Origin of the sequence: Palleronia marisminoris, from assembly GCF_900172315.1 — a bacterium.
GTDB lineage: Bacteria > Pseudomonadota > Alphaproteobacteria > Rhodobacterales > Rhodobacteraceae > Palleronia > Palleronia marisminoris.
On sequence record NZ_FWFV01000003.1, the window covers coordinates 321,345 to 339,289 of the forward strand.

Annotated in this window: 16 protein-coding genes and 1 riboswitch; of the genes, 7 read left to right on the plus strand and 9 right to left on the minus strand. The window is 67.6% G+C overall.

Annotated features, from left to right (window positions below):
- Positions 1-44: 44 nt before the first annotated feature.
- A riboswitch (TPP riboswitch) is annotated at positions 45-145 on the minus strand.
- Between the two features lie 83 nt (positions 146-228).
- Entirely contained in the window at positions 229-1,116 is an 888-nt protein-coding gene (locus PAM7066_RS07825; protein WP_246799782.1) for an exopolysaccharide biosynthesis protein, read from the minus strand.
- Between the two features lie 36 nt (positions 1,117-1,152).
- On the opposite strand from PAM7066_RS07825, the gene PAM7066_RS07830 reads away from it, so the two are divergent.
- The gene (locus tag PAM7066_RS07830) at positions 1,153-2,928 is read left to right on the plus strand and encodes a thiamine pyrophosphate-requiring protein (RefSeq protein ID WP_085853586.1); all 1,776 of its coding nucleotides are present in this window, start codon (positions 1,153-1,155) and stop codon (positions 2,926-2,928) included.
- A 7-nt stretch (positions 2,929-2,935) separates the two neighbouring features.
- Here the strand turns inward: PAM7066_RS07830 and PAM7066_RS07835 are convergent, their stop codons facing one another.
- Positions 2,936-3,967, minus strand: coding sequence for an SDR family oxidoreductase (locus PAM7066_RS07835; protein WP_085853587.1), 1,032 nt, complete (start codon positions 3,965-3,967; stop codon positions 2,936-2,938).
- Positions 3,968-4,124: 157 nt separating this feature from the next.
- Between PAM7066_RS07835 and PAM7066_RS07840 the strand changes: the two genes are divergently transcribed.
- The 4 genes from PAM7066_RS07840 (at position 4,125) to PAM7066_RS07860 (ending at position 9,556) form a co-directional block, all read left to right on the plus strand.
- Complete coding sequence (locus PAM7066_RS07840; protein ID WP_085853588.1) at positions 4,125-5,765, plus strand: alpha-amylase family protein; 1,641 nt, start codon at positions 4,125-4,127, stop codon at positions 5,763-5,765.
- 64 nt (positions 5,766-5,829) lie between these two features.
- Positions 5,830-7,380 carry a DUF4334 domain-containing protein gene (locus PAM7066_RS19160; RefSeq protein WP_217639941.1) on the plus strand — a complete coding sequence of 517 codons (1,551 nt, stop codon included), beginning with the start codon at positions 5,830-5,832 and terminating at the stop codon, positions 7,378-7,380.
- A gap of 127 nt (positions 7,381-7,507) precedes the next feature.
- Positions 7,508-8,155, plus strand: a complete 648-nt coding sequence (locus tag PAM7066_RS07855; protein ID WP_085853589.1) for a protein-L-isoaspartate(D-aspartate) O-methyltransferase — start codon at positions 7,508-7,510, stop codon at positions 8,153-8,155.
- Positions 8,156-8,347: 192 nt separating this feature from the next.
- Complete coding sequence (locus PAM7066_RS07860; RefSeq protein ID WP_085853590.1) at positions 8,348-9,556, plus strand: winged helix-turn-helix domain-containing protein; 1,209 nt, start codon at positions 8,348-8,350, stop codon at positions 9,554-9,556.
- Positions 9,557-9,571: 15 nt separating this feature from the next.
- On the opposite strand, the gene PAM7066_RS07865 is transcribed toward PAM7066_RS07860, so the two are convergent.
- Positions 9,572-10,036, minus strand: coding sequence for a hypothetical protein (locus PAM7066_RS07865; RefSeq protein ID WP_085853591.1), 465 nt, complete (start codon positions 10,034-10,036; stop codon positions 9,572-9,574).
- 119 nt (positions 10,037-10,155) lie between these two features.
- Here PAM7066_RS07865 and PAM7066_RS07870 point away from each other — a divergent pair, with 119 nt between their 5' ends.
- Positions 10,156-10,527 carry a DUF4186 domain-containing protein gene (locus tag PAM7066_RS07870; RefSeq protein WP_085853592.1) on the plus strand — a complete coding sequence of 124 codons (372 nt, stop codon included), beginning with the start codon at positions 10,156-10,158 and terminating at the stop codon, positions 10,525-10,527.
- A 200-nt stretch (positions 10,528-10,727) separates the two neighbouring features.
- Here PAM7066_RS07870 and PAM7066_RS07875 read toward each other — a convergent pair whose 3' ends face one another.
- The 6 genes from PAM7066_RS07875 to PAM7066_RS07900 form a co-directional block, all read right to left on the minus strand.
- Positions 10,728-12,020 (minus strand): PQQ-dependent sugar dehydrogenase, encoded by a 1,293-nt coding sequence (locus PAM7066_RS07875; protein ID WP_085853593.1) that lies wholly within the window; start codon positions 12,018-12,020, stop codon positions 10,728-10,730.
- 182 nt (positions 12,021-12,202) lie between these two features.
- Positions 12,203-13,480 (minus strand): TRAP transporter large permease, encoded by a 1,278-nt coding sequence (locus PAM7066_RS07880; protein ID WP_085853594.1) that lies wholly within the window; start codon positions 13,478-13,480, stop codon positions 12,203-12,205.
- The gene (locus PAM7066_RS07885; RefSeq protein ID WP_245749624.1) at positions 13,477-13,932 is read right to left on the minus strand and encodes a TRAP transporter small permease; all 456 of its coding nucleotides are present in this window, start codon (positions 13,930-13,932) and stop codon (positions 13,477-13,479) included. The genes PAM7066_RS07880 and PAM7066_RS07885 overlap by 4 nt, the downstream gene beginning before the upstream one ends.
- Positions 13,933-13,963: 31 nt before the next feature.
- A complete protein-coding gene (locus tag PAM7066_RS07890) occupies positions 13,964-14,962 on the minus strand; it encodes a C4-dicarboxylate TRAP transporter substrate-binding protein (RefSeq protein ID WP_085853596.1) in 999 nt (332 codons plus the stop codon).
- A gap of 44 nt (positions 14,963-15,006) precedes the next feature.
- A complete protein-coding gene (locus PAM7066_RS07895; RefSeq protein ID WP_085853597.1) occupies positions 15,007-16,062 on the minus strand; it encodes an Ldh family oxidoreductase in 1,056 nt (351 codons plus the stop codon).
- Positions 16,059-16,802, minus strand: coding sequence for an SDR family oxidoreductase (locus PAM7066_RS07900; RefSeq protein WP_085853598.1), 744 nt, complete (start codon positions 16,800-16,802; stop codon positions 16,059-16,061). Before PAM7066_RS07900 ends, PAM7066_RS07895 begins: the two co-directional genes overlap by 4 nt.
- 114 nt (positions 16,803-16,916) lie before the next feature.
- Here PAM7066_RS07900 and PAM7066_RS07905 point away from each other — a divergent pair, with 114 nt between their 5' ends.
- Positions 16,917-17,924, plus strand: coding sequence for a GntR family transcriptional regulator (locus PAM7066_RS07905; RefSeq protein WP_175484595.1), 1,008 nt, complete (start codon positions 16,917-16,919; stop codon positions 17,922-17,924).
- Positions 17,925-17,945 lie beyond the last annotated feature (21 nt).

The window sequence follows — 17,945 nt, forward strand, 5'->3', positions numbered from 1 at the left end:
ACCGACGCCGGGAGGAGAAAGAAAAGGCGGCAGCCATCGGCCGCGCCAGATCGTGCTCCGTTCCCTACGCCGGTATTGCCCGGATCAGGTTCGATGGGTTAGCTCGCGCCTCTCAGCCCCAGACGGGGCACCCCAACGGATTCTTCGGAAACACTAGCCGCGAGATCGCGGGCCGACAAGCCCTGCAGGGTCGGGTGATCTCGCTGCATGGCGGCGGTCTGTGGAACGTCAGCCCGACGAGCCGCCCGATCCGACGAGGGCCCATATCCCTCCGACGACCGCGATCGCGGCGCCGAAGAAGCCCAGCAGCATCAAAAGCCCGTCGCGGAACAGGAGGCCCAGTCCGAAGATCGCGATGACGATCATGGGTCCCGAACTCGCGAAGGGCACGAATTCGAGCGGCGGGACCGTGAGAAGCAGGCACAGGATCACGATGCAGGCCGCGCGCCGCCCCGCCGGTCCTGCGAAGCGCGACAGGCGCTTGTGGAGCTTCGCGTCGATCCGCAGCGACACGGGCTTCAGCCATTCCATCGACTTGATCACCCGCCCCGAGTCGAGCTTGCGCCGGCGCAGCCAGTCAGGGGCCCAGAGATGTTCATACCCCATGAGCAGGCGCACCGTCAGGATGGCGAGCAACACGGAGAGGAGCGTCGGAAACCCCGGAATGCCGCCGATGGGCGAGAGCTCGATCAGCGGCAGCACGGCGAGCGCGGGGCCATAGCCACGGTGATCGAGCGCGTCGATCAGGTGACCCACGCGAACATGGTCGCCACCCGCATCCTGAGCGCATTTCTCCAGTTCGTCGACGACGTCGGTGAGCGCGCCTTCTTCTTCCTTCATGCCGCTTCTCCTCGTAGAACAGGTACGCCGCTTGATCCGCGACGGTGTTTCAAAAACCGTCACATCCGACTGGTGGTTCCGGTCGAAAAGCCCGGGGAACACGGGCGCGCGGATGCCACGCCTGAAGCCTGTGGCGGCGACCTCGCATGCATGGGTTACCCGCGCTTGCTGTACGCGCACGTTCACCGCGCCGCATCCCCTGCCTTCATCAACGGCCGGAACGCACGGGCCATCTCGTCGTTCGTTCGACACGGGGGAAACCTTCGACGAACGCACGGCAAGCTGTCCCCCAGGCACCCAAGGGAGAGCGACATGGCCAAGACAACCGCCGACTTCATGCTGGAGCGCCTGACCGACTGGGGCGTTCGGAACATCTACGGCTTTCCGGGGGACGGCATCAGCTCGACCCTCGAGGCGCTGGAGAAGGCGATCGACCGCTTCACCTTCGTTCAGGCCCGCCACGAGGAAGAGGCGGCGTTCATGGCCTGCGCCCACGCCAAGTGGACGGGCGAGCCGGGCGTATGCCTCGCCACCTCGGGTCCCGGAGCAATCCACCTGCTGAACGGGCTCTACGATGCCAAGCTCGACCATCAGCCGGTGGTGGCCATCGTCGGCCAGCAGGACCGCGCGGCCCTGGGCGGGAGCTACCAGCAGGAGGTCGACCTGCTAACCCTCTTCAAGGACGTGGCGCACAACTACGTCCACTACTGCCAGTCGCCGGCGCAGATGCGCCACCTGATCGACCGCGCCTTCCGCATCGCTAAGGCCAAGCGCTGCGTGACCGCGATCATCCTGCCCGACGATGTCGGCGAGGAAGACGCCGTCGAGAGCCCCCCGCACGAGCATGGCACCGTCCATTCCGGCGTCGGCTACCCGGCCAAGCCCCGCAGCTTCCCGCCTGAGGAAGAGCTACGTCGCGCCGCTGCCATCCTGAACGACGCGAAGAGGCCGGCGATCATGATCGGCGCCGGCGCAATGGGCGCGGGCGAAGAGGTCAAGGCCGTGGCCGAGACGCTGGGGGCGGGCGTATGCAAGGCGCTGCTCGGCAAGGCCGCGCTGCCGGACGACCTGCCTTACGTCACGGGGCAGATGGGCCTTCTGGGCACGTCGCCCTCCTGGGACCTGATGATGGAGTGCGACGCCTTCCTGATGGTCGGCTCGGGCTTTCCCTATTCCGAGTTCCTGCCCGAAGAGGGCAAGGCGCGGGGCATCCAGATCGACATCGACCCCGGCATGCTGTCGATCCGCTACCCGATGGAGGTCAACCTCGTCGGCGACAGCCGCGACACGCTGGCCGCCCTGCTGCCCTACCTCGAGCACAAGTCCGACCGATCCTGGCGCGAGAAGATCGAGAAGAACGTCGCCAAGTGGTGGGAGGGCGTCGAGAAGCGGGCCATGCACGAGGGCAACCCGGTGAACCCGCAGCGCCTGTTCTGGGAATGCTCGCCGCGGTTGCCGGACGGCGCGATCATCTCGGCCGACAGTGGAACCTCGGCGAACTGGTACGCCCGCGCCATCAGGATTCGTGAAGGGATGAAGGCGTCGCTGTCGGGAACGCTGGCCACGATGTGCCCCGGCGTGCCCTACGCCACGGCGGCCAAGTTCACCCATCCCGACCGGGTCGCTGTCAGCTTCGTCGGCGACGGGGCGATGCAGATGCTCGGGAATGCGGCGCTCATCACCATCGCGAAATACTGGCGGGTCTGGGAGGATCCGCGCTGCGTGATCGCCGTCGTCAACAACGAGGACCTCAACCAGGTCACCTGGGAGATGCGCGCCATGGGCGGCTTCCCGCAGCTTGAGGAAACCCAGAAGGTGCCGCCCTTCGACTACGCCGCCTATGCCGCGTCACTGGGGCTTATCGGCCTTCGGGTCGAGCATCCCGACCAGGTCGGACCGGCGTGGGACCAGGCCTTCGCGGCAGACCGGCCGGTCGTGATCGACTGCGTCTGCGACGCGACGATTCCGACGCTTCCGCCGAAGATCACGTCCCAGCAGCGGAAGAATTACTTCAGCACGCTGATGAAAGGCGACCCCGACGAAGGCGCGATCATCAAGAACGCCTTCAAGCGCTACTTCACCTCGTGATGCCGCTTCAGGAGTCCCGGCCGCGCCCGCTCAGAAGATATGCCGCCAGTGCGACCCCGCCCAGCGCGGCTAGGCCCGCGACGAGCGGACCGGGCCGCTGCTTGGCCGCCGCGAGGGCCGGAGCGTGGTAGGTCGCCCTGTCGTCGAAGCGGCCATGCGCTGAATAATCGCCCTCGACAGGATCGAACAGGTTGTCGGGCCGCTCACTCGCACGCTCGTCCGTCTGCTGCCCGGAATAGGCGGCATCCGCAAGCTTTTCGTCAAGAAGCTCCGGCGCGAGCTTCTGGCCAAGGATCGTCATCACGGCCGACCGGCCGACCCACAGCTCGCGTTGCGGGTGGTGCGCGACGTGGTGGATGGCGTCTGCCGGAACCTCGGGCTGGTAGATCGGCGGCACGGGTTGCGGCCGGTTCGGCATCCGGTTGCGCATCCAGTCGAATTGCGGCGTGTTCACGGCCGGAAGGTGAACCGCCGAAATCTGCACCACCGAGCCGTCATGGATCAATTCGGACCGGATCGAATCGGTGAAGCCGACGATCGCGTGCTTCGCGCCGCAATAGGCGGACTGCAACGGGATCGAGCGGTAGGCGAGCGCAGAGCCCACCTGCACGATCACGCCCCGGTCATGCGGCCGCATCCGCCGCAGCGCCGCGAGTGTGCCGTGCACGTAACCAAGGTATGTGACCTCGGTGATACGTCGGAACTCTGCGGGTTCGATCTGCTCGAACGGCGCCAGCATGGTGACCATGGCGCAGTTGATCCAGACATCGATAGGTCCGAACTGATCTTCGAAACGGTTTGCGGCCGCGTCGACCGCCTCCCAGTCCGAGACGTCGCAGGGCAGCACGAGCGGCGTCCCACCGCGGGATCGGACATCCTCGGCCGCGCTGTCCAACCGCCCTCGCCCGCGGGCGATCAGGCCGATATTGGCACCGTCGCGTTCGGCGAAGCACCGTGCAGTTGCCCGACCGACGCCGGCGGACGCCCCGGTGATGACGACGTTCAGCGGACGCGGTTCCGTGGTTTCGATTGCGCTCATCCTGCTCTCCCATCCCGCGCGGCCATGCGCCTGTTTCCAACTGCCGAACGCGCCCGATGTTTCCGAAGACGCGCCTTGGAGATCTCCGCCCGGGCACTACGGTCTGAGCAGGCCAAACGCCGGGCATCCAGCGCGACCCGGCACGGAGAACGCACCAATGCTCGACCTGTGGTACAAGAACGCGATCATCTACTGCCTCGATGTCGAAACCTACGTGGACTCGAACGCCGACGGCATCGGCGACTTCCGCGGCCTGACCGACCGGCTGGACCACCTCGAGGCGCTCGGGGCGACAGCCGTGTGGCTCAACCCGTTCTACCCCTCGCCCAATCGCGACAACGGCTACGACATCACCGATTTCTACGGCGTGGATGCCGTCTTCGGCAGCCCCGGCGATTTCGTGGCCTTCTGCCGGGCGGCGCGGGACAAGGGGCTTCGGGTCATCCTCGACCTCGTCGTCAATCACACCTCAAAGGACCATCCCTGGTTCAAGTCCGCCAGTGCCTCGCGGGACTCGCCCTACCGGGACTGGTACGTCTGGAGCGACGAAAAACCCGAGGACATCACCGAGGGGATCATCTTCCCGGGCGTTCAGGATGCCGTGTGGACCTACTGCGAGGCGACGCAATCGTGGTACATGCACCGCTTCTACGCGCATCAGCCCGATCTCAACATCGCCAATCCCGAGGTCCGCGAAGAGATCCAGCGGATCATGGGCTTCTGGCTCGAGCTGGGCGTCTCGGGCTTCCGGATCGACGCCGTGCCGTTCCTGGTCGAGTACAAGGGCCTGAAGGAAGAGCCCGAGCGGGACCCGCTGCTCCTTCTCTCCGAGATGCGCGACTTCCTGTCCTGGCGGCGTGCCGAGGCGATCCTGCTGGCCGAGGCAAACGTGACGCGGGACCAGTCCAGCAGCTACTTCGGGGGCCAAACCTTCGGCTCGGACGAGCGGATGCACCTGATCTTCGACTTTCCGCTCAACCAGATGCTCTGGCTCGCCCTCGCGCGGCAGGATGCGCGTCCGATCGCGCAGGCCCTGAGCTCCCGCCCCGACAGACCGCCACAACAGGCGCAATGGGCGAACTTCCTGCGCAACCACGACGAGCTGAGCCTCGACAAGCTGAGCGAGGCGGAGCGGCAGGAGGTGTTCGATGCCTTCGCCCCCGAAGAGGACATGCGGATCTACGGCCGCGGCATCCGGCGCCGCCTCGCCCCGATGCTGGGTGGCGACGCGCGACGCGTGGCGCTGGCGCATTCGCTGCTCTTCGCGCTGCCGGGAACGCCGGTGATGTGGTATGGCGACGAGATCGGGATGGGCGAGGACCTGTCGCTGCCCGAGCGTCGTCCGGTGCGAACGCCGATGCAGTGGAACGACGAGGAACATGGGGGGTTCTCGCACACCGACGGCGCCACCGTCCGCCCGGTCGTCGCGGACGGCCCTCTGGGGTACTGCGAAACCAATGTCGAGCAGCAGAGCAGGCGTCCGAACTCGCTGCTGAAAGAGATCCAGGGCATGATCCGCACGCGCCGGGCCTGCCCCGGGATCGGATGGGGCAAGTGGCGACCTCTCGACGGGTTGCCCGAACCCGTTCTGGGGCTGATCTGCGAATGGCGCGGCGCCGCGGTCCTGACGCTGCACAATCTCGGAGACGAAGCGATCGAGGTCATGCCCGCGGACCTTGGTGAAGGTCACGCGATCACGCTGTTGTCGTCGGCAGAGGAAGAGGAACGGACGCACGGCACCCTGACGCTCGAAGGCAGTGGCTACCGCTGGTTCAGGCTCGGCCGCGAGCGGCGGTGACCCCCCGAACCTGCAACGACCGCTTCCGACCCGGCCGAAAGGGTCCCTCCGTGAAGGTGCCGAGATGAGCCAGTTCGTCCAGCCTCGCCTCGTCAATCCGCCCGATGGCGATCCCGGAATCTATCTCGACTTCCGCTTCGGCCGGCGCGCCATGCTGTTCGACCTCGGCGACCTCGGACCCCTATCGCCTCGGGAGCTTCTGCGCGTCAGCCACGTCTTCGTCTCCCACGCCCACATGGATCACGTCGCGGGCTTCGACCCGCTGCTGCGCCTGCGCCTCAACCGACCGCGCCCCCTCACCCTGATCGGGCCGGAGGGGTTCCTGCGCCAGACCGAGAGCCGGCTCGGCGGCTTCAGCTGGAACCTTCTGGATGAGACGTCGGTTGATTTCCGCCTCGCGGTCCACGAGTTCGACGGCCGGCGCATCGCGGCCGCCGCCGAGTTTCGCGCCCGCGAGGCGTTTCGCCGCCGCGACCTGTCACCCCCTGCCTTCGGCGATGGCGTCGCCCATGCCGAGGATGACCTGGCCGTCGAGGCGGTGGCGCTCGACCACGGCATCCCCTCGCTCGCCTTCGCCCTGCAGGAGAGCCTGCGCGTCAATGTGTGGCGCACGGGACTCGACGATCTGGGCCTGCCGGTGGGATCCTGGCTCGACGTCGCCAAAGCCGCCATCCGCGCGGGCGCGCCCGACGAACAGCGCGTCGCGATCCCCGGCCACGACGCGATGCACCTCGGCAAACTCCGCGAGCGCGTCTTCCAGGTCGGGCCGGGCCAGCGGGTCGCCTATGTCACCGACGCCGCAGACACCCCTGGCAACCGGGAAAGGATCGTGGACCTCGCGCGCGGCGCCGACCACCTGTTCATAGAAGCCGCCTTCGCCGAGGCCGACCGGGGCCGCGCCACGGCCACATCGCACCTGACGGCCCGCGCCGCCGGAGAGATCGCGCACGCCACAGGCGCCCGCCGCGTCACCGGCTTCCACCACTCGGCCCGCTATGGCGGCGCGCCGAGCGAGATTCCCGCCCAGCTCGCCGCCGCGCTGGACCCCGAGGCGCCCGGCGAGGAGATGGGTGCCCCCACGGACCCCGACGTCGAGCCGAACTGGGTGCGCCGGTGGCGTCGGAACGGTGCCTCGACCAAGGCCGCGCTCGCCCGCTTCGACGGGCTGCCAGTCGTCACGCCCGACGAGATGGCCGGCGCGTGGCGGGGTGACGGCATGCCGACAGGTCACCCGCTCGACGGCCTGCTCGAGCGCCTCGGCTGGCGGGGAAAGCGCTTCGACGGCGACGGGCGCGCCGATCCCCTGGTCTTCCACCCCGGTCTCGCGCTCGATCCCGCGCTCATGCCCCTGACGGTCGCCCTTCGCTGGCCCCGCCTTGCGCGAAGCGTTCCGGTGCGCGCCGGCTTCGGCCTCGTCCGCGGGGCCCTGCGTGCGCGTGGACCGGCGGCAAGTCTCGCGAGGGTCGAGTTCCGCGGCTGTCTCGGCACCGCGATGATCTATGACCGACAGCCGATCGTGGACCACTTCCGCCGCATCGACGAGACCCGCCTGCTGGGCCTGATGCAGACGCCCCTGGCACCCCCCTATTTCTTCGTGCTGACCGCCGAGCGGTGAGGGATCACGGGCGGAACAGCAGGCGCTCACGAAGGTTGACCCCACGTTACGCCGGGAAGCGATACGGTCTACCATCGACCCCCGCGACGCCATCCGGCCCGGCCCGACTATCCGAACGGCAGACACCATGACCGACAGAACGACGGACAGAGAAGCAATGGTCACGCGCCAGATCGAGCGCCGTGGCGTGCGGGATCGCCATGTGCTCGAGGCGATGCGCACGGTCCCGCGCGAGGTGTTCGTCGATCCGGGCATGGAGGAATTCGCCTACGAGGACAGACCCCTGCCGATCGGCGACGGGCAGACGATCTCGCAACCCTACATCGTCGGCTTGATGATCGAGGCGGCCGAACTGCGCCCGGGCGACCGGGTGCTCGAGATCGGCGCAGGCTCGGGCTACGCCGCGGCGGTGCTCAGCCGGATCGCGACCAGCGTGCATGCGATCGAACGGCACGAAGCTCTCACCCGGAAGGCCGAGGCACGCCTTGCCCGGCTTGGCTACGACAACGTGACGATCCGCACTGGCGACGGCACGCGCGGCTGGGCCGAGGCCGGCCCCTTCGACGCGATCCTCGTGGCCGCCGGCGCCCCCACCGCACCGGAGTCGCTCAAGCACCAGCTCGCCATCGGCGGGGCGCTGGTGATCCCCGTGCAGCATGGCGACCGGCACCAGACCCTGACGCGGATCCGCCGCACCGCAGACGATGCGTGGGACGAGGAAGAGCTGGGCGCGGTGAACTTCGTCCCGCTGATCGGCGCCGAAGGCTGGACTTAGAACGGCCGGTATGACGCCATCCGCCTGCCGACGATCCCACCGCCGGTCCCGTCGCGAACAAGCGTTGAGCAGGGCTTGCTTCGTCTCTACGCCCGGGCTCATCGACCCTTGTGACACTCGGACGCGGCTTGCTATCGTCTCGCGGATGACGATGCCTCTCCGCCTGACAAAGCTCCGACTGGACGTGTCACGATGAGCCGTCCGCGCATAGCCAACCCTGCGGCGAGGCGAATTTTCCTCGACCGTCACGCTTTGGGAGAACCCCCGGTCGGTGCCGCCCGGGGCGAGGAACTGCTGAACCTGATCCGTCGGCTCGGCTTCGTGCAGGTGGACAGCATCAACACGGTCGAGCGGGCGCACCACATGATCCTGTGGTCGCGTCGCCAGACCTACCGGCCGAAGGCGCTGGGGCTGCTGCACGCGCGGGACCGGGACGTCTTCGAGCACTGGACCCACGACGCCTCGATCATCCCGATGGAGTTCCTGCCATACTGGCACCTGCGCTTCGCCCGCGACGCCGAACGCCTTCGCGCCCGCTACCGCGGATGGCAGGGCCCGGAGTTCGAAGTGGTGCTGGAAGACGTGATCCGCCACATTGCCGAGCAGGGCCCGGTCGGCAGCGGCGAGATTGGCGAGCGGGACGAGCCGCGTCGCGCTGGCTGGTGGGACTGGCACCCATCGAAGACCGCGCTGGAATTCCTGTGGCGGTCCGGCCGCCTCGCGATCGCGCGGCGCGACGGGTTCGCCAAGATCTACGATCTCGCCGAGCGCGTTTATCCCGATGTGGAACCTCCGTCCGTGCAGGCGACGATCGCCTGGGCCTGCAACGCCGCGCTCGACCGCCTGGGCTTTGCCACATCGGGGGAGATCGCAGCATTCTGGGGCATGGTCCGTCCGGAGGAAGCCAAGGCCTGGGCCGCCACGGCTCTGAAGCGCGGAGAGGTCGAGCCGGTGGAGGTCGAGGGCGCGGACGGCACCCTCCGCCGCCATGTCGCCCGGCCCGGCCTCGCCGAGGCAGCTGCCGACATTTCCCCGCCGCCGAACCGGGTTCGCATCCTGTCGCCCTTCGATCCGATGCTACGCGACCGCGCGCGCGCGCAGCGGCTCTTCGGATTCCACTACCGCATCGAGGTCTTCGTGCCGGAACCGCGCCGCAGGTATGGATATTGCGTGTTTCCGGTTCTCGAGGGAGACCGGCTGATCGGGCGCCTCGATGCGCGCGCGCGGCGAGCAGAGGGCGCCCTGCATGTCACGGCCTTCTGGCCGGAACCCGGTGTGACGATGCCGAACCGGCGGCTCGGGCGTCTCGACGCCGAACTCCTGCGGCTGGCGCGATTGGCCCGCTGCGACCGGGTGGTCCACGCGCCGGGATGGTTGAGAGAGCCCAACCTCGCGCCTTGAGCCGGCGCCGGTGGTTCAGTCCCGCTTTGCCTCGAAGGCGGCCAGCGCGGTCACGTCGACGGCAAGCTCGGCCAGCGCCGCGGCGCGCGCGAGCGAGTCCTCGTTCGCGCGATCGTGGCGGGTGACACGGACGCCGATGCCCGATCGCCGCAGGTCGGCGACCGCGTCGGAGAACTCGTCCAGCATCTCGGCGGCGTCTGCGGCACCGAGCGTGTCGACGGTGATCGCCGCGATGCTGGTGGGCAGCGCGATGTCGATGTGATCCCCAGGCCTGACGTCACCGCGCAGCGCTGCAAGGGCCTCGACGCATACCGCCAACGTGCCGAACGCTCCGACCGGCTCGGGCAGGTGCGCCGCGAACTCCAGGTCGTATTCTGGCGCGATGTCGTCGTCGAACATCCCGTAGACGACGCACCCCACGCCTCCGCATTCGTCCGCTGCCGCGAAACGCGTCTCGATCGCGATTTCGAAGATGGTCATCGGTCGTTCCTTCATCGTCAGTTCCCACTTGCCGCTGGCCGGTAAGGGCGTCGGTGGTGTTGCAGAACTCTACATGGTAACCCAAAGCCCTTCGGAACAGAGGTCCGGGAAGGCCACGGATGGGCGAGCACTCCCACATCTTCGCGAGGCTGGCGACCTCGCGCTTTCGAGCCCGCTTCCGCCTCGGCGAGCGCGAGCGTGCCTACGCTGAAGCAAAGGGCCGTGGCACCATCGAAGAGCATGCCCGCGACTTCATCCGGCAAAGGCTGGCCCCCGCCTCGCCGCGCAACGACGGACGACAGACGCCGATGCGCGGGCACCCCGTCTTCGTGGCACAGCACGCCACCGCCACCTGCTGTCGTGGATGCCTGCAGAAGTGGCACGACATCGGACGCGGCCGCGAGTTGACGGAAACCGAAGAGGGGCAGGTCGTGGCGTTGCTCATGGCGTGGATCGACCGCGAGACGGGCGCTGCGACCCGGGACGGCTGAACAGAGAATGGCGCGTCGCAGAAAACTGCGCCTCGCGGGTCCATGCGAGGCCGTCCTGCGGCGAATACAGTCTCGCACATCGTCCGTGATGCCCGAGGCCTGCGGCGCGGCCTTCACCGGCTGCCCGGCGACACCGACGTCGCTTCAGCGCGTCGGGGATAGTGCCCGTCGGCGCGAAGCCAAGTCCGCCAACTCCAGCGTCACGTATCCCCGGTCACCCGCCAGATCACGTCGCCGACGTCATCCGCCATCAGAAGCGACTTCTTGTCCGGCCCGATCGTGACGCCGACCGGACGTCCGAAGCAGGTCTTTTCGTCTTCGGACAAGAAGCCCGACAGGATGTCCCGCGGCTGTCCCGCAGGGCGGCCGTTCTGGAATGGCACGAAGATCAGTTTATAGCCGCTCAGCGTCGAGCGGTTCCACGACCCGTGCTGGCCGATGACCATGCCGTCCGGGAAGCCGGGCAGCGTGCCCTCCGGCATCCAGCACAGCCCCAGCGAGGCCGTGTGACCGCCGAGCGCGAAGTCCGGTTTGATCGCGCGCGAGACCAGCGACGCATCCTGGTCGACGCGGTCGTCCACGATCTTGCCCCAGTAGCAATAGGGCCAGCCGTAGAAGCCGCCATCCTGAACCGAGGTGAGGTAGTCGGGCGGCGTCTCGTCCCCCAGGCCGTCGCGCTCGTTCACCACCGTCCAAAGGGCCTCGGTCGTCGGCTCCCACGCCAGGCCCACCGGGTTGCGCAGGCCGCTGGCGAAGATGCGGGATTTGCCCGAGGCGAGGTCGAGTTCCCAGATCGCCGCCCGCCCCTCTTCTGCCGCCATGCCGGCATCGCCGATGTTGCTGAGCGATCCGACGCCGGCGTAGATTTTCGTCCGGTCGGGCGAGACGATCAGGCTGCGCGTCCAGTGGCCGTGCGGCTTGAAGTCGACGAGCTTGCGGCCCGGCCCGTCGAGGCGGGTCGCACCGTCCTGATACGGGAAGGCAACGATCCCGTCCGTGTTGCCGACGTAGAAGGTGCCATCGACCAGCGCCATCCCGAACGGCTGGTTCTGCCCCTCGAGGAAGACCTCGCGACGCTCGGCCACGCCGTCGCCGTCCTCGTCACGCCAGAGGGAGATGCGGTTCGCGCTATCCCCGATCGCGCGGGCGCGCCGCATGGTCGCCTGTGCGGCGCGGTCGAACAGTGTCTTCGGGGGGCCCGGCTGCTCCTTCGACTCGGCCACGAGGACGTCGCCATTCGGCAGAACCTCGATCCAGCGCGGATGCTCGAGCTCGGACGCGAAGGCATTCACCTTCAGGCCCGGCGCCGCCTCGGGGACGTGTCCCGCTTCCCAGCCCCGCGCCGTCGGCATCTTCAGGGTCATGATCCCCTGCTTCTTGGCGTCGGGAATGGTAGGCGACGTGCCAACCGCCTGCGCTTTGGGTGCGCCGACGCGCCTGAGCGCGACCATCGTGCCGCCGACGAGGGACGTCGCTCGTGCCAAAAAGTCCATGAACTGCTCCGATACTTCCTTGGGCGAACTCGACCGCAGCGATGCAATTCATCGCACGAGAGGGGCGGCCCGCCTCGACCTCATGCCATCTTGGCGCCTGGTTCCTGCAGGGTAAAGGCGAAAGCCGCGCGCGAGGCGATAGCGCAAGGATGCTCCAGATCCGGCTCCCCATGCGCGTCGCTTCAGAAGATCAGGTTCGGAAGAAACAGGATCAGGCCCGGGACGAAAATCATCACGATCAGCGCCAGCGTGACGGCGATCAGCAAGGGGATCGAGGCGCGGGTATAAGCCCCGACGGGAACCTTCAGGATCGTGCAAACCGCGTACATCGCCGCGCCCACTGGCGGCGTGAAGTTCCCCAGCGTCGCGGCGACGATGAAGACGATCCCGAAATGCACCGGATCACCGCCCTGGGCGCGCACCAATGGCAGGACGATGGGGGTCAGCATGATGATCAGGACGGTCGCGTCGATGAAGAAGCCGGCAATCAGAACCAGCAACGCCACCATGACCATGATGAGCTGAAGGTTCTCGGTCACTCCGAGAACGGCATTCGCAACCGCTTCGGGCACGCGCTCCAGCACGATGCCGTAGCTCAGCGCCGCGCTCATCGCGATCAGAAGCATGACGGCGCCGATGTCACCCAACGAGATCGCCACGCTGTCGCCGAAGCCCCGCAGATCCAGTTCGCGGTAGATGACGAAACCCACGATCATGCCGTAGACCACGGCGAACGCGCCGATCTCGGACGGCGTGAACAAGCCGCTCCGAAGGCCGAAGAGAAGCACCACGGGGAACAGAAGCGCCCAGAAACCCGCGCCCAGTGCCCGAACGGTCTCCTTCGCCGTCGGTCGGACCTTGCGCTCGGGCTTCCAGTCGTTGCGGCGCGCGGTGATCGCCGTCGCCATCCCCAGTGCGATCCAGAGAAGCAGAGCGGGCACGAGGCCCGCGGCAAAAAGGCGCCCGATCGAAACCTGCCCGATCGTCCCGAACAGGATCATGCCGATGCCCGGCGGAATGATCGGGGTAAGGACCGCGCCGAAGGACAGGATGGCGGCGACGAAGCCACGGGGCATGCCGCGCGCGATCATCTCTCCCCCGATCATGCGCGACTGCATCGCCGCGTCGGCGATGGCCGATCCCGAGACCCCGCCGATCAGGGCCGACAGCGCGAGCGACGCTTGCGCGAGCCCGCCGCGCATGCGCCCAGTCAGGATTGTTGCAAGGTCCAGCAGGCGTTGGGTGATGCCCGACCGGTTCAGCAAGCTTCCCGCGAGGATGAAAAGCGGCACCGCGAGAAGGGTGAAGTTCTGGGTCTGGGAAATCGTCTGCTGCGCCGGCTGGGTGAACGGCAGCTCGGGGTGCTGCATGAAGAAGACCGCTCCGGCAGCGGCCATGGCGAATGCGACAGGCAGGCCGCAGATCAGCAGGATGACGAAAGCGATGGTGACCAGGATCACGGTCGCGCCCGCCAGTGGTCGCGGATCTTGGTCAGGGTGGTTCCGAACATCAGTGCGGAGCCGACCGGTAGCGATAGCGTCACCCACGAATAGGACACGTTCGGCATCCCCTGGAAGCTGCGCGCGCGGCTGACCCAGGCCAGCCAGCACCCCGCGTACATGCCGTAGGCCAGGATCGCGAGGACGATCCCGAAGTTCACCATGCCGAGCCAGAAGGCCGCCCGCGGCGGCAGGTTGTCGGGAAGCATCCGGATGGCGATCAGCCCGTCCCGCCGCCAGGCGATGTCGGCGGCGAGAAAGGTGGCCCAGGCGAAGAAGCAGGTGGCGAGGTCGATGGTCATGTTCAGCGGCATGCGCATCATCCGCGCGACGCCGCCGGTGAAGATCATCGCGACCATCAGAACCAGGAAGGTTCCGGCCACGGCGACCTCGATCCGTTCGAACCTTCGCACCACCACGTCCTCCACTACCCGTCTCGCGGGATCACTCGCCCATGGCGTCAAGTTCGCCGCGGACGGTCTCGTACGCATCCGTGAGCCCGAGCGCTTCGTAGGCGCCCATGCCGGCCTCGCGGAACGCGTCGATGTCGACGTCCTCGATCACGGTCATGCCTGCGTCCTGAAGTTGCGACTTCGCCTCTTCGACCGCCTGCGCGATAACCTCGGACGTTTCCTGCCCTGCGGTCCGGCACTCCTCGACCAGCGCGGTCTGCACGTCGTCCGGCAGGCCCTCGAACCACTCGGAACTGACGACCTGGAAGTTGGTCAGCAGGATGTGACCGGTCTCGATCGCGTAGTCGAGAACCTCGTTGAGGTTCGCCGCCGTGATGTTGGGATAGACGAGCTCGGCCCCGTCGACCGCGCGGCTCTGCAGGCCGGTATAGATGTCGCCGAAATTCATCGCCGTCGGTGCCGCTCCGAGAGCGCGGATCGATTCCTGCCAGATCGGCGCCGGGGGCGTCCGGATCCGCAACCCGCCGAGATCCTCGGGTGTGCGCACGTCGGTATTGGTGAAGAAGTGGCGGTTACCCTGGACCCAGTCGAAGCACACGACCTGGATGCCATGCTCGCTGGCAAGCTCATCCATCCAGCCTTGCATCGTTTCCGATTCCGACAGCTGGAAGGCCTGCTCCTTGTCCTCGAGGAAGTACGGCCCGTTCACGACGGCGATGCCGGGCACGTAGTTGCCGAGGCGCGCAGCGTCGGTGTTCTGCCCGACATTGGCGCCCTGGCGGATCTGCTCGATGATGTCCTCTTCCACGCCAAGCTGCGACGAGTGGAACACGTCGATCGTCAACTGGCCATCCGTGCGCTCCTCCACGCGCTCGGCCCAGTCCAGGAAGCCCTGGTGGAACGGCTCGTTCGGCCCGAGCACGTGGTTGAACCGCAGGTTGTAGCTTTCCTGCGCGTCGGCGGTCGTGGCCATCAGGCCCAGCGCGAGCGCCGCGGCACCTGTGTGAAGTACGAGTTCTCTGGTCTGCATGTCGGGTCTCCTCCCCCTTCATCGGCGCGGCTTTCCGCGCGGCTTCAGTCAAATGGCGGAACAATGCCCTCCTCTTCCGCAAGTCTGTCGAATTCGGCTGCGGTATCGGGATCGACCGGCACGCCCTCTCGGCGTCGCCGGGCGGCTTCGGCCCATTCGCGGTCGCCGGGTGCCATGACGGTGCAGCCGTCCCGCGCGGGGCTCGCGCGCAGGGCGGTCAGGTATCGTGTCATCCCGTCCCGGACAGCCTCGCCCCCCGCGAACGCGTTCGGATCGAGGGCCATCACGAACGCCCCCATCTCGCGCGGCGTCGAGAAGTCGGGACCCGGCATCGGGAGGATCTCGGCGCTGAGGCGCATCCCCGTCAGGACCGCCGAGAAGATCTCGACCATCCCGGCCAGCCCGGCGCCCTTGAAGCCGAATTCCCCGCCGAGCGGGGCGAGCATGTCGGCATCTTCGGGATCGCGGGTATCCCTACCCGAGGCATCCGACGCCGTATGGTCCGGCAGTTCGCGCCCGAGCGACTTGTAGAGCTGCACGCGATTGTAGGGCACCGCACTCGTCGCCATGTCGAGCAGCCAGGGATGTTCCTCGCCGGTCGGGACGGCCACCGCGATGGGGTTCGTCCCGTGGAACCGGGCCGCGCCATCATGCAGCCGCACGAAGCTGTCCGAGTTGCAGAACACGACGCCCATCATCCCGCGCTGCGTGATCGCGACGGCGTAAGCCCCCGCCGCCCCGAAATGAGAGCTGTTCCTGATGCCGACGGCCCCGATCCCCTGCTCGGCGGCAAGATCACAGACATGATCCACCGCGGCGTAGCCCGCGCGCGCACCATGCGCGTCGTCTGCGTTAAGAAGGCCCGCGGCCCCGCTCGTGCGCTGGAACGCCATGTTCGGCGCGCCGTTGACACGCCCGCCACGGATCACCCGGTCGTAGTGCGGCAGAAGCCGAACGCCGTGACTGTCCACGCCGTACAGGCTTGCGTGCAGCATCGCCCGCGCGGCCGCGTCGGCGCTTTGCGCATCCGCACCGGAAGCACGGAGGACGTCCTTGCAGAACCTTTCCAGCTTTGCGGGAGCTGAGCGGCGCGGCGTCACAGCGTTTGCCCTCCGTCGATGGTCACGATCTCGCCCGTCATGAACCCGGCCTCGTCCGATGCCATCCACAGGATCGCCGAGGCCATTTCCTCGACGGTGCCCAACCGGCCCATCGGCTGGCGGTCCGTGAACGAGCGCCGGGTCGCTTCGGGGTCCGGGGTCGCCGCGATGCGGTCGTCAAGCGAAGGGGTCGCGGTCGTCCCGGGACAGAGCACGTTGCAGCGGATCCCCTCGGATATGTGGTCCCGCGCCACCGATTTGGTCAGCCCGATGAGCGCGGCCTTGGTGGCCCCATAGGCCGCGCGGTTGTTGACGCCCGTGACGCTCGAGGCGACCGACGCGACGTTGACGATACTGCCCGCGCCGCGGCTCCGCATCGCGGGCAACGTCGCCCGGATCAGCCGCATCGGGCCCATCACGTTGACTTCCCAACTGCGCATCCAGTCGTCGTCGGAGGACTCGACGAGAGGCCCGTCAGCCACCCAGCCCGCGCAATTCACGAGGATATCGAGCGGCCCGACCGCTTCGGCGAGCCGGCTGATCGCATCGGCATCGGCAACGTCCAGGCCATGAACCTCAATCGCAGAGGACGCCTGGGGCAGATCCGCCATCTTCCCAGCGGTTCGGCTGGTGGCGATGACTTCCGCGCCCTCTTTGGCGAAGGCGAGCGCGGTTGCCCGCCCCATGCCCTGGCCCGCGCCGGTGATCAGTGCCCGCTTTCCTTCCAGCCTGCCGCCCATGGGGTCCTCCGGTAACGTCTAATGTATACGTTAGACACTTCTGGCCCGACCGATCAACCTCGGATTTTGCGTCGACGGCGCGGACGAGCTAGATTGCCGGAAATGGAAGATCGAATGCGCGACAGAACCGGCTCGTCCGAGCCCGCAGGTGCGGAACCGCCGCTCTATCATCGCATCGTGGGCGTGCTTTCGGCGGAGATCTCCGAAGGATCGCTGGAACGCGGAACGCGGTTGCTCGAAAGCCGCGTGGCGACGCGCTTCGGCGTCTCTCGCGCACCGGCCCGTCAGGCATTGGCTGAACTTGCCGCCGGGGGCTTCGTCGTTCAGGCCCGCGCTCCGTCACGCGGCTATGTCGTGGCCGCGCCTCCCGAACCGCGCGAGGACACGGGTGCCACCGCCCCGGCAGCACCTGTCAGCTTCGAGACGCGGCCGACATGGCAACGTATCTATTCCGAGGCAGAAGAGGCGATTACCAGCCGGATTGCGTTCGGCGACTGGCGGGTGATCGAGACGGCTCTGGGCTCGCATTTCGGCGTCAGCCGCACGGTGGCGCGGGAAGTGCTTGCCCGCCTGCAGAGCCGCGGCCTCGTCATGCACGAAGGCAAGCGCTGGATCGCGCCGCAGCTTTCGGACAGGCGGGTGCATGAACTCTACGAGCTGCGAGCAATCCTCGAGCCCGCGGCGTTGGAAAGCGCGGCCGCCGGAATCCCGCCTTCGGAACTCGACCGCATGATCGGCTCGTTGCGGGCCGCGATGAAGGATGCGCCCACCGCGGAAGGCCTCGACGGGCTCGAGCGGGAGCTGCACCTCGATCTCATAGGCCAGTGCACCAACGGGATGCTGCGCCAGACCATGCTGCAGACCCAGTCACTCCTTCTCGCGCACCGGTTTTTCTATCGGTTCACGGCGGACATGTACCCGATCGAGCCGTTTCTCGGCGAACATCTCGACGTGGTCGAACACCTTCGACAGGGACGGCTTTCCGAGTCACAGCACGCGCTTCGTGCGCACCTGACGGCCTCGAGCGAGCGCGCCGTCGAGAGGATCGCGAATGTCCGGGGCCTCGTCCGCCTCGATCCGATCAGCTTTCTCGAGCCCATTCCGGAGGGTAGCGGAGACTAGCGACGGCTCCTCCGGGGAACC

What these genes read in the sequence shown, in the direction of transcription:
- PAM7066_RS07830 (WP_085853586.1), top strand. Translation starts at nt 1,153, where the DNA reads ATGGCCAAGACAACCGCCGACTTCATGCTGGAGCGCCTGACCGACTGG.
- PAM7066_RS07835 (WP_085853587.1), bottom strand. Translation starts at nt 3,967, where the DNA reads ATGAGCGCAATCGAAACCACGGAACCGCGTCCGCTGAACGTCGTCATC.
- PAM7066_RS07840 (WP_085853588.1), top strand. Translation starts at nt 4,125, where the DNA reads ATGCTCGACCTGTGGTACAAGAACGCGATCATCTACTGCCTCGATGTC.
- PAM7066_RS19160 (WP_217639941.1), top strand. Translation starts at nt 5,830, where the DNA reads ATGAGCCAGTTCGTCCAGCCTCGCCTCGTCAATCCGCCCGATGGCGAT.
- PAM7066_RS07855 (WP_085853589.1), top strand. Translation starts at nt 7,508, where the DNA reads ATGACCGACAGAACGACGGACAGAGAAGCAATGGTCACGCGCCAGATC.
- PAM7066_RS07860 (WP_085853590.1), top strand. Translation starts at nt 8,348, where the DNA reads ATGAGCCGTCCGCGCATAGCCAACCCTGCGGCGAGGCGAATTTTCCTC.
- PAM7066_RS07865 (WP_085853591.1), bottom strand. Translation starts at nt 10,036, where the DNA reads ATGACCATCTTCGAAATCGCGATCGAGACGCGTTTCGCGGCAGCGGAC.
- PAM7066_RS07870 (WP_085853592.1), top strand. Translation starts at nt 10,156, where the DNA reads ATGGGCGAGCACTCCCACATCTTCGCGAGGCTGGCGACCTCGCGCTTT.
- PAM7066_RS07875 (WP_085853593.1), bottom strand. Translation starts at nt 12,020, where the DNA reads ATGGACTTTTTGGCACGAGCGACGTCCCTCGTCGGCGGCACGATGGTC.
- PAM7066_RS07890 (WP_085853596.1), bottom strand. Translation starts at nt 14,962, where the DNA reads ATGCAGACCAGAGAACTCGTACTTCACACAGGTGCCGCGGCGCTCGCG.
- PAM7066_RS07900 (WP_085853598.1), bottom strand. Translation starts at nt 16,802, where the DNA reads ATGGGCGGCAGGCTGGAAGGAAAGCGGGCACTGATCACCGGCGCGGGC.
- PAM7066_RS07905 (WP_175484595.1), top strand. Translation starts at nt 16,917, where the DNA reads ATGCGCGACAGAACCGGCTCGTCCGAGCCCGCAGGTGCGGAACCGCCG.